We start from the raw sequence: 9,545 nt of genomic DNA on the forward strand, positions 1-9,545 counted from the left end.
TCGCCCGCGCCCGCGCCGCCGGACAGGGCGGCGGGAGCGGCGTCAGGAGTCGGTGTACCGCTCGACCGCGCGCTGCACCGCCCGGTAGATCTGCCCGAACCGCAGGGCGTCCGGGGTGCGCAGCAGCAGCACCTCCCGGCCGTGGTGCTGGACCCAGAGCTCGTGCACCTTGCTGCCCCGCTCGTAGGAGCGGTCGAGCCAGCCGAGCGGGATCTCCAGGAAGGGGGTCAGGGCCAGCGCGCCGACCACGCACGCGGCGAGAATGATCAGCGCCAGCTGCCACTCGCCCCGGTCCTGCGCCGACCAGGCCAGCGAGAGCACGCAGACCACCGCGACCAGGGGCGGCAGCGAGAGAAGCAGGACCAGGACGCCGCGCCCCAGCACCCGCCCCCGTACCGCCAGCGTCTTCGGTCCCTGCGCATGCCAGACGTACGTCACGTCGGCGATCGCCACGGCGTGGCCCCCGGCCCGGATCGACTCCGACGTCACCTGCACCGCGTCGTCCCGGTAATAGATGGTCATCACTAAGCCTAACCACTGCCGTGCGGGTCGCGCCGCTCGCGCCGCCCGCTCCGGCGGAGGTGGCGCCGGGCGGGGCGCTGCCGGGCCGGGCGGAGGTGTTGTCGCGTGGAGGTTGTGGCCGGGCGGAGATGGTGTCGCGTCGGCCCTATCGAGCTGAATCGGCTATGACATCGCCCTGTGGGTCGCTGGCGCGCGTCGGGAGGCCGGACCGGCTGAGTCGTTCACGTCATCAGCTCGAAAGGGCGCGCGAGGCGTGCCGCTGCTGCCGTGCGACGGGTGCGCCTCGATCCGCCTCCGGACCTGGTGCCCACCGCAACGCATTGGAGCACCACCCCAACGGCGTCGAAGCGGCGTCGAAGCGGCGTTGGAGCGCCACCGCAACGGTGTGGGAGTGACCCGGGAGGCCACGGAGCCCGCCCGGGCGGCTGTCGAGCTGCCCCGTTCATGGGACCGCTCGGGGCGTGCGAGCCAGGGGTCGACCGGCGTGCCTGCCCCATCGGGCGGGGCAGCTCGACAGTGCGGGCGGTAGGCCACCGGGCCCGACGAGGGGCCTTGAGGCCCGCCTTGCCAGCGCGTCTTCCGGGGCGGCGCGGGCGGTTCGGGCGGCACCGGCCGTTCGGGCGGCCGGGGCGGTGCCGGGCGGTCCCGGGCGGTGCCGGGCGGTGCCGGGCGGTTCGGGTCGGTACCGTGACCGGTCATGACGGAGCAGGAGCGCAACGTCGAGGTGGTCCGCCGCTACCTGCGGACCTTCGTCACCAGGGACCTGGCGGAGTTGCGCGCGGTGGTCGACGAGGACGTGCTGATCTACGGCTCCGGCACGCCGGTCCGGGGGCGGCACTTCGTCGAGGGGGCCGTCACCTCGCCGGGGCTGACGGTGCTCGACCAGGAGATCGTCGAGAGCTTCGCGGCCGGCGACCGCGTGGTGGTGTCGCTGGCGCAGACCTACCGGCGGGACGCGACCGGCGCGACGGCGGTGCAGAGCGCCTGCAAGATGTACCGGCTGGCCGGTGGCCGGATCGTGCAGTTCTGGGGCGAGCAGGACCTGTTCGGACTGCTGCGCGGCCTGGGCATGCTGCCGGACGAGCCGATCAGGTTCTAGCGGCGGCGGGGCGACACGGGCTGGCCCGCCTCGATGGCCCGCTGCACCGCCCGGTAGATCTGGCCGAAGCGCAGCGCGTCGCCGGTGCACAGCAGGCGCACCGGCTGGCCGCGCCAGCGGGCCCAGATCTCCAGCTGCCGGCTGCCCCGGGCGTACGAGCGGTCGAGGTGCTCGAAGAGGAAGTCGGCGACCGGGCCGACCGCGAGCCCGATCAGCACCGAGGCGCCGACGATGGCGATGGTGACGGTGAGGGAGCGGTCCAGCCAGAGCGCCAGCGCGATGCCGAGGGCGGCGGCGACCAGGGGGCCGGCGAGCGCCGCGCCGATCGCGCCGCGCCCGACGAGCACCCGCCAGGACCGGCTGCCGCGCTGGTGCCAGACCATGCTGATGTCGGCCAGCCGGAAGGTCCGGCCGTCCACCCGGACGGCCGTCGAGGTGACCTGCACGGATCTGTCGTCGTAGTACGTGATCATGGCGGTACTCCCGGTGGCGGGCCTGAGACCACACTACTTACCCCAACGATCCGGGCCGTAAGGTTGGCACGCGACTTCGACGAGGAAGTGAGGGCCAGCGTGGGCGAGTTCGTGCGGTTGGAGACCAGGGACGGCATCGGCACCATCCGGCTGGAGCGGCCGCCGATGAACGCCCTCAACACCCAGGTGCAGGAGGAGTTGCGCGCCGCCGCTGCGGCGGCCACCACCGACCCGGGCGTCCGCGCCGTCATCGTGTACGGCGGGGAGAAGGTCTTCGCGGCCGGCGCGGACATCAAGGAGATGGCCGACATGTCCTACGTGGACATGGCGGACCGGGCGGCCGACCTGTCCAGCGCGCTCGGCGCGATCTCCCGGATCCCCAAGCCGGTCGTCGCCGCGATCACCGGCTACGCCCTCGGCGGCGGCTGCGAGCTGGCGCTGGCCTGCGACTGGCGGGTGGCGGCCGAGGACGCCAAGCTCGGCCAGCCGGAGATCAAGCTCGGCATCATCCCCGGCGCGGGCGGCACCCAGCGGCTGGCCCGTCTGGTCGGCCCGGCCCGTGCCAAGGACCTGATCATGTCCGGCCGGATGGTCGACGCCCAGGAGGCCCTGCGGATCGGCCTGGCCGACCGGGTGGCCCCGGCGGCCGAGGTCTACGACACCGCGGTCGCGCTGGTCCGCCCGTACCTCACCGGTCCGGTGCAGGCCCTGCGCGCCGCCAAGCTCGCCGTCGACGCCGGTCTGGACATGGACCTGAACTCCGGCCTGGCCTGGGAGAGCCAGCTCTTCGCGGCGCTGTTCGCCACCGACGACCGGCGCGAGGGCATGGCGGCGTTCGTGGCGAAGCGCAAGCCGGACTTCACCGGTCGTTGACCGGCCTGGGCCGGCGGGGTTTCCCGCCGGCCCAGGCATCGAGTCGAGAACTGTTCACATTCCGCCTACCGGTGAGTAGCGTGTGACTCCGGCCATGCGGACGAAGGGGAGAGCGGCGATGACGGAGCGGATCGAAGGTCACGGCGGGGAGCTCGCACTCGCGGCGCTGCGTGCGTACGGGGTGCGGGAGATGTTCACCCTCTCCGGCGGGCACGTCTTTCCGCTCTACGACGCCGCGCACAAGACCGGCTTCCCCCTCTACGACGTACGGCACGAGCAGTCGGCGGTCTTCGCCGCCGAGGCGGTGGCGAAGCTCCAGCGTCGACCCGGCCTCGCCGTGCTCACCGCCGGCCCCGGCGTCACCAACGGCATCTCCGGGCTGACGAGCGCATACTTCAACGCCTCCCCGGTGCTGGTGCTGGGCGGCCGGGCCCCGCAGTTCCGCTGGGGCTCGGGCAGCCTCCAGGAGATGGACCACCTGCCGCTGGTCGCCCCCGTCACCAAGCACGCCGAGACGGTGTTCAGCCCCGACGACATCCCGCGCGCGGTGACCGCGGCGCTGACCGCGGCGCTCACCCCGCACCGGGGCCCGGTCTTCCTCGACTTCCCCCTGGAGGCGGTCTTCTCGGTCTCCGACGCCGAGCTGCCCGCGCTGCCGGGCATCGCGCCGGTCGAGCCGGACACCGACGAGGTGGCGAAGGCGGCCGGCCTGGTCGCCGCCGCGAGCCGCCCGGTGATCATCGCCGGCTCCGACGTCTACGCCGGGGACGCGGTCGACGCCCTGCGGGCCGCCGCCGAGTCGCTCCAGGTGCCGGTCTTCACCAACGGGATGGGCCGGGGCGCGCTGCCGCCGGAGCACCCGCTCGCCTTCGCCAAGGCCCGTCGCGTGGCGCTGCGGGGCGCCGACGTGGTCGTGGTGATCGGCACCCCGCTCGACTTCCGGCTCAGCTTCGGCGACTTCGGCGACGCCCAGGTGGTGCACATCGTCGACGCGCCCAGCCAGCGGGCCGCGCACGTGCAGCCGGCCGCCGCCCCCGCTGGCGACCTGCGGCTGATCCTCACCGCCCTGGCCGATTACCCGGGCGACCGGGCCGACCACGCCGACTGGATCGCCGAGCTGCGGGTCGCCGAGGACGCCGCGAAGGCCCGCGACGCCGAGGAGATGGCCGCCGAGACGGACCCGATCCGGCCCGCCCGGGTCTACGGCGAGCTGCGCAAGGTGCTGGCCCGCGACGCCATCACCATCGGCGACGGCGGCGACTTCGTCTCGTACGCCGGCCGCTACCTGGAGCCCGCGCAGCCCGGCACCTGGCTCGACCCCGGCCCGTACGGCTGCCTGGGCACCGGCATGGGCTACGCGATGGGCGCCCGGGTCAGCCACCCCGACCGGCAGATCTGCGTCCTCATGGGCGACGGCGCGGCCGGCTTCTCGCTGATGGACGTGGAGTCCCTCGCCCGGCAGAAGCTGCCGGTGGTGATCGTGGTCGGCAACAACGGCATCTGGGGCCTGGAGAAGCACCCCATGCGCGCCATGTACGGCTACGACGTCGCCGCCGACCTCCAGCCGGAGCTGCGCTACGACCACGTCGTGAGCGCCCTCGGCGGGGCCGGCGAGACGGTGGCGAAGGCGGGCGACCTCGGCCCGGCGCTGCGGCGGGCGTTCGACGCCGGCGTGCCGTACCTGGTCAACGTGCTCACCGACCCGGCCGACGCGTACCCCCGCTCGTCGAACCTGGCCTGAGCCGGGCCCGCCGCCGTCGCCGGGAGGCCGGCGACGGCGGCGCGCTCAGGACGCGGGCGTGGACCCCTCGGGCCGATCCTCCTCGCGCGGCGGCTCGCCGTCGCGCCGGCGCATCTCGTCCTCGCGGCGGCGCAGGTCCTCCTCCCAGCGGCGGAACAGCTCGCCGTCCTCGCGCCGGGAACGCTCGCCGAGCGAGCGGAGGAACTCGGGGTCGTCGTCGGGGGCGACCGGGCGGGGCCGCTCCCGGGGCGGCAGGAGCCGGCCCTTCGGCGTTCCGCCGGCGGGCCGCCCGGGGACGCGCTCTCGCCCGGCGGCGAACCAGGCGAGGGAGCCGAGCAGCGGGAAGAACAGGATGATCAGCACCCAGGCGATCCGGGGCAGGGCTTTGATCTCGCCCTCCTCGGCGGAGAGGCAGCTGATCAGCGCGCAGACGGCGAGGACGATCTGCACGACGAAGAGGAGGACGTAGAACCGGGCCATGCGTCAATCATGGCGCACCGGTCCCCGTCAACCCAGGCCGCTCGCCGCCAGGAGGGTGCCGAGCAGCGCGAAGCCGGCCGTGGCGAGGGCGACCAGGGGCAGCGACCGCCCGTAGCCGGGGGCCGGGCCCGTGCCGGTGGCCCGCCGCCAGCAGACCGTCAGCGCCGCGCCCCAGCCCAGCACGGCGGCCCCGGCGACGAGCGCGCCGAACGCCCCGCCGGCGGGCGGTCCGGTGAGCGCGAGCCGCACGGTCAGCACCATGATCACGGTGAGTGCCAGGGCGGTACGCCGCCAGGCCAGCCGGGTCCGCTCGGGTTGCAGCCCGGGGTCGCGCGCCGGCCGGTCCCGCCCCGGCGGCTGCGCCCCGTGCCCGCCGGCTCCGCCGGGCCGGCTCACGGGCCACCGACCGCCCGGGCCAGCACCGCCGCCACCAGCAGCAGCGCGCCGAGGCCGACGGCGAGGGCGAGCACCGCCGGGAAGCGTGAGGCGGGCAGTTCCTCGCCGAGGCGGATGGCCCGCTCCGTACGCGCCCAGTGGTCGACCGCGCGCACCGCCACCGTGCCGCCGAGCAGCAGCAGCGCGATGGCGATCACCTCCCGCAGGTGCGCCGGCGGCAGGAACTGCGCGGCGGCCAGTCCGCCCGCGACCAGCGCCAGCCCGGTACGCAGCCAGGCCAGGAACGTCCGCTCGTTGGCCAGCGAGAAGCGGTAGTCGGGGGTGCTGCCCACCGCCCGCAGCTCGCGCGGGTCGAACCACCGCCTGATCGTCTGCCACACGTGGCCATTATCCGTTTCCGGTCGGTCGTAGCCTCGGGTGATGACCGATCTTGACGCCCGCACGTTGCGAGACGCCTACGACGCCCAGATCCGCCCGGAGATTCCGGACCCGCTGCCGGCCGGGGTCACCGTGGAACGGGACGGCCCGCTGGTCCGGGTCCTCGGCCTCGACCGGCGCGGCTTCCTCACGTACCGCACGCTGGACGGGCTCGCCGGGGCCGAACTGGACGCGTTGATCGCCCGGCAGGTGGAGTTCTTCCGTCGGCGCGGCGAGGCGGTGGAGTGGAAGCTCAACGGCCACGACCAGCCGGCGGACCTGCCCGATCGGCTGCGCGCCGCCGGGTTCGTCGCGGAGGCGGAGGAGACCGTCGTGGTCGGTCCGGTCGCGACGCTGGCCGCCGCCGTGCCCGTGCTGCCCGAGGGCGTACGCCTGCGCGAGGTCGGTGCCCGGGAGGACCTGGAGCGCATCGCGGCGATGGAGGAGGCGGTCTGGCACGACGACCGCAGCCACCTGGTGACCGGCCTGGCGAGGGAGATCGAGGCCGACCCGCAGTCCATCTCGATCGTCGTCGCCGAGGCGGACGACACGGTGGTGAGCGCGGGCTGGGTCCGCTACCAGGCGAACACCGGCTTCGCGACCCTCTGGGGCGGCTCGACCCTGCCGCAGTGGCGGCGGCGAGGCGTCTACCGGGCGTTGGTCGCGTACCGGGCGCGCCTGGCCGAGCAGCGCGGCAGGACGCTGCTCCAGGTGGACTGCTCGCCGGAGAGCCGGCCGATCCTCCAGCGGCTCGGTCTCGTCCCGGTCACGACCACCACTCCGTACGTCTACACTCCGTGATCATGGAGCAGCGGTTGACGGACGAGGAGCGGCTGACCCTCAAGACGGGCGCGTTCGGGGCGGTGTTCCTGGTGGCCAACGCGGACCCGGGGATGCTCGCCCTGTTCCGGGAGAGCTTCGCCGCCTCCGGCGCGATGGCCGACAGCAGCGGGGTGGTGAAGGAGGCGCTGACCAGCGGTCCGCTGCCGAAGCTGCCCCGGGACTCGGCGCTGGAGATCGAGGCGGTGGTGCTGCCGGCGCTGGGCCGCTCGGTGCGGATCCTGCGGGAGAAGTCGCCCCGGGACGTGGCCGGCTACCGCGAGGTGGTGCTCTCGGCGGCCGAGCGGGTGGCCGGCGCGCACCGGGGGGTCGCCCCGGCCGAGGCGGCGGCCATCGAGCGGATCAGGGACGCGTTGGATCAGCCGGCGTGAGCCGTGCCGTGGTCCCGGCGCGGACGGCCGCCGTGGTCGCCTCCGGGCGCGGGGGCGCGTCGGGGTGGGCGGTCCCGCCGTGGGCGGCGCGTCGGGTCGGCGACCAGAGCGCCCGGACGGCGGCCCGTACGCACCGGTCGCGCAGTCGGCCGCAGGCGCACCGGTACGCCTCGGGTCGGGTCCGGCGACAGCGGTGCCGTGGGGCGTTGGTACGGCCGGTGCTGGTGTTTTCTGGCATTTCATGACACCTCCCGATTCGTCAGATTACCCGCCCGCATGGCCGTCGGTGAGCTGTGTCACCCTGAGGTCGCCGGAGGCAGATGCTACTGGCAGGTAACATTGCGCCGTGGGCAACTGCACAGCACCTCGCGGTTGACCGGCGTCAACGGAAGCGCGAGGCTGCGCCCCAGACCGGGCGAGCGATCGCAACACCTACAGGAGGGTCGTCGAAGCGCGATGAACATCGTCGTACTCGTCAAGCAGGTGCCCGATTCGGGCGCGGACCGCAACCTGCGCAGTGACGACAACACCGTCGACCGCGGTTCGGCGAACAACGTCATCAACGAGATGGACGAGTACGCCATCGAGGAGGCGTTGAAGATCAAGGAGGCCCACGGGGGCGAGGTGACCGTCCTGACCATGGGTCCGGACCGGGCGACCGAGTCGATCCGCAAGACGCTCTCCATGGGCCCGGACAAGGCCGTGCACGTCGTGGACGACGCCCTGCACGGCTCCTGCGCCGTGGCCACCTCGAAGGTGCTCGCCGCCGCCCTCGGTCAGCTCAACGCCGATCTGGTGCTCTGCGGCAGCGAGTCGACCGACGGCCGGGTGCAGGTCATGCCGCACATGCTCGCCGAGCGGCTGGGCGTCGCGGCGCTCACCGGCGCCCGCAAGCTCACGGTCGACGGCTCCACCCTGACCGTCGAGCGGCAGACCGAGGAGGGCTACGAGGTGGTCACCGCCACCACCCCCGCCGTGGTCTCGGTCTGGGACACCATCAACGAGCCGCGCTACCCGTCCTTCAAGGGCATCATGGCCGCCAAGAAGAAGCCGGTGCAGACGCTCTCCCTGGGTGACCTCGGGGTCGCCCCGGCCGAGGTGGGCTTCGAGGGCGCGACCAGCGCCGTGCTGGAGCACAGCAAGCGTCCGCCGCGCTCCGGCGGCGCGAAGGTCACCGACGAGGGCGACGGCGGCGTGAAGCTGGTCGAGTTCCTCGCCACCGAGAAGTTCGTGTGAGAGGTCTGGACATGTCTGAGGTTCTGGTCGTCGTCGAAGCCACCCGGGAATTCGGCGTCAAGAAGGTCACCCTGGAGATGCTCACCCTCGCCCGCGAGCTGGGCACCCCGAGCGCGGTCGTGCTCGGCGGCCCCGGCGCCGCCGAGGCGCTGAGCGCCAAGCTGGGCGAGTACGGCGCGGAGAAGATCTACGCGGCCGAGAGCGAGGAGATCGACGGCTACCTGGTCGCTCCCAAGGCGACCGTGGTGGCCGAGCTGGTCTCGCGGGTGCAGCCGGCCGCCGTGCTGCTCGCCTCCTCCCAGGAGGGCAAGGAGATCGCCGCCCGGCTGGCCGTCAAGCTGGACAACGGCATCCTGACGGACGTGGTCGGCCTGGCGGCCGACGGCACCGCCACCCAGGTGGCCTTCGCCGGCTCCACCATCGTCAAGTCCAGGGTCACCCGCGGCCTGCCGCTGGTGACCCTCCGGCCCAACTCGGTCAACCCGACCCCGGCGGCGGCCAGCCCGGCCGTCGAGCAGCTCACCGTCGCGGTCACCGACACCGACAAGCTGGCCAAGGTCGTCGACCGGGTCGCCGAGCAGAAGGGCTCCCGTCCGGAGCTCACCGAGGCCGGCGTGGTCGTCTCCGGCGGTCGTGGCGTCGGCAACGCCGACAACTTCAAGCTGGTCGAGGAGCTGGCCGACCTGCTCGGCGGCGCCGTGGGCGCGTCCCGCGCGGCCGTCGACTCCGGCTACTACCCGCACCAGTTCCAGGTGGGACAGACCGGCAAGACGGTCTCCCCGCAGCTCTACGTCGCCCTCGGCATCTCCGGTGCCATCCAGCACCGGGCCGGCATGCAGACCTCGAAGACCATCGTCGCGGTCAACAAGGACGGCGAGGCGCCGATCTTCGAGCTGGCCGACTTCGGCGTGGTGGGCGACCTGTTCAAGATCGTCCCGCAGGCCGCGGACGAGATCCGCAAGCGCAAGTGAGCTGACGCCCGTCCGGCGCGGGCCGGGAACCGCGACGCGGGCGTGGCGGTCAGCGCGCTGGAGATGCAGCAGAACGCCAGCCGGGACTCGTGGACGTTCGCCGAGTCGGAGCAGCGGCTGCGCGAC

General features: G+C 73.7%; 13 protein-coding genes. 8 read left to right on the plus strand and 5 right to left on the minus strand.

Annotated features, from left to right (window positions below; translation table 11 throughout):
- Positions 1-42: 42 nt before the first annotated feature.
- Entirely contained in the window at positions 43-522 is a 480-nt protein-coding gene (locus tag AB0B83_RS11635; protein ID WP_357578105.1) for a DUF6232 family protein, read from the minus strand.
- Between the two features lie 697 nt (positions 523-1,219).
- On the opposite strand from AB0B83_RS11635, the gene AB0B83_RS11640 reads away from it, so the two are divergent.
- Positions 1,220-1,621, plus strand: a complete 402-nt coding sequence (locus tag AB0B83_RS11640; protein WP_357578106.1) for a nuclear transport factor 2 family protein — start codon at positions 1,220-1,222, stop codon at positions 1,619-1,621.
- On the opposite strand, the gene AB0B83_RS11645 is transcribed toward AB0B83_RS11640, so the two are convergent.
- Entirely contained in the window at positions 1,618-2,094 is a 477-nt protein-coding gene (locus AB0B83_RS11645; protein ID WP_357578107.1) for a DUF6232 family protein, read from the minus strand. The genes AB0B83_RS11640 and AB0B83_RS11645 overlap by 4 nt on opposite strands.
- A 99-nt stretch (positions 2,095-2,193) precedes the next feature.
- Here AB0B83_RS11645 and AB0B83_RS11650 point away from each other — a divergent pair, with 99 nt between their 5' ends.
- Positions 2,194-2,967 (plus strand): enoyl-CoA hydratase-related protein, encoded by a 774-nt coding sequence (locus AB0B83_RS11650; protein WP_357578108.1) that lies wholly within the window; start codon positions 2,194-2,196, stop codon positions 2,965-2,967.
- Between the two features lie 118 nt (positions 2,968-3,085).
- Positions 3,086-4,708 carry an acetolactate synthase gene (locus AB0B83_RS11655; protein ID WP_357578109.1) on the plus strand — a complete coding sequence of 541 codons (1,623 nt, stop codon included), beginning with the start codon at positions 3,086-3,088 and terminating at the stop codon, positions 4,706-4,708.
- A gap of 45 nt (positions 4,709-4,753) precedes the next feature.
- Here AB0B83_RS11655 and AB0B83_RS11660 read toward each other — a convergent pair whose 3' ends face one another.
- Genes AB0B83_RS11660 through AB0B83_RS11670 form a run of 3 tightly spaced genes read right to left on the minus strand, consistent with a single transcriptional unit; the run spans position 4,754 to position 5,964 of the window.
- Positions 4,754-5,188 carry a PLD nuclease N-terminal domain-containing protein gene (locus AB0B83_RS11660; RefSeq protein WP_357578110.1) on the minus strand — a complete coding sequence of 145 codons (435 nt, stop codon included), beginning with the start codon at positions 5,186-5,188 and terminating at the stop codon, positions 4,754-4,756.
- Positions 5,189-5,215: 27 nt separating this feature from the next.
- Positions 5,216-5,584, minus strand: a complete 369-nt coding sequence (locus tag AB0B83_RS11665) for a DUF202 domain-containing protein (protein ID WP_357578111.1) — start codon at positions 5,582-5,584, stop codon at positions 5,216-5,218.
- Positions 5,581-5,964, minus strand: a complete 384-nt coding sequence (locus AB0B83_RS11670) for a DUF202 domain-containing protein (RefSeq protein ID WP_357578112.1) — start codon at positions 5,962-5,964, stop codon at positions 5,581-5,583. Before AB0B83_RS11670 ends, AB0B83_RS11665 begins: the two co-directional genes overlap by 4 nt.
- Positions 5,965-6,004: 40 nt before the next feature.
- On the opposite strand from AB0B83_RS11670, the gene AB0B83_RS11675 reads away from it, so the two are divergent.
- The 5 genes from AB0B83_RS11675 to AB0B83_RS11695 all read left to right on the plus strand — a co-directional run.
- On the plus strand, positions 6,005-6,802 hold the full coding sequence (locus tag AB0B83_RS11675; protein WP_357578113.1) for a GNAT family N-acetyltransferase: 798 nt from the start codon (positions 6,005-6,007) through the stop codon (positions 6,800-6,802).
- Positions 6,799-7,212 carry a hypothetical protein gene (locus AB0B83_RS11680; RefSeq protein WP_357578114.1) on the plus strand — a complete coding sequence of 138 codons (414 nt, stop codon included), beginning with the start codon at positions 6,799-6,801 and terminating at the stop codon, positions 7,210-7,212. Before AB0B83_RS11675 ends, AB0B83_RS11680 begins: the two co-directional genes overlap by 4 nt.
- 456 nt (positions 7,213-7,668) lie before the next feature.
- A complete protein-coding gene (locus AB0B83_RS11685; protein ID WP_357578115.1) occupies positions 7,669-8,448 on the plus strand; it encodes an electron transfer flavoprotein subunit beta/FixA family protein in 780 nt (259 codons plus the stop codon).
- 11 nt (positions 8,449-8,459) lie between these two features.
- Entirely contained in the window at positions 8,460-9,419 is a 960-nt protein-coding gene (locus tag AB0B83_RS11690; protein WP_357578116.1) for an electron transfer flavoprotein subunit alpha/FixB family protein, read from the plus strand.
- A gap of 42 nt (positions 9,420-9,461) precedes the next feature.
- Positions 9,462-9,545: hypothetical protein (locus AB0B83_RS11695; protein ID WP_357578117.1), on the plus strand; the 84-nt coding region annotated here is incomplete at its 3' end.

Origin of the sequence: Micromonospora sp. NPDC049060 (genome assembly GCF_040649055.1) — a bacterium.
Taxonomy (GTDB): domain Bacteria; phylum Actinomycetota; class Actinomycetes; order Mycobacteriales; family Micromonosporaceae; genus Micromonospora; species Micromonospora reichwaldensis.

Coding starts and splice junctions, on each gene's coding strand:
- AB0B83_RS11675 (WP_357578113.1), top strand. CDS start 6,005: ATGACCGATCTTGACGCCCGCACGTTGCGAGACGCCTACGACGCCCAG.
- AB0B83_RS11655 (WP_357578109.1), top strand. CDS start 3,086: ATGACGGAGCGGATCGAAGGTCACGGCGGGGAGCTCGCACTCGCGGCG.
- AB0B83_RS11660 (WP_357578110.1), bottom strand. CDS start 5,188: ATGGCCCGGTTCTACGTCCTCCTCTTCGTCGTGCAGATCGTCCTCGCC.
- AB0B83_RS11635 (WP_357578105.1), bottom strand. CDS start 522: ATGACCATCTATTACCGGGACGACGCGGTGCAGGTGACGTCGGAGTCG.
- AB0B83_RS11685 (WP_357578115.1), top strand. CDS start 7,669: ATGAACATCGTCGTACTCGTCAAGCAGGTGCCCGATTCGGGCGCGGAC.
- AB0B83_RS11645 (WP_357578107.1), bottom strand. CDS start 2,094: ATGATCACGTACTACGACGACAGATCCGTGCAGGTCACCTCGACGGCC.
- AB0B83_RS11640 (WP_357578106.1), top strand. CDS start 1,220: ATGACGGAGCAGGAGCGCAACGTCGAGGTGGTCCGCCGCTACCTGCGG.
- AB0B83_RS11690 (WP_357578116.1), top strand. CDS start 8,460: ATGTCTGAGGTTCTGGTCGTCGTCGAAGCCACCCGGGAATTCGGCGTC.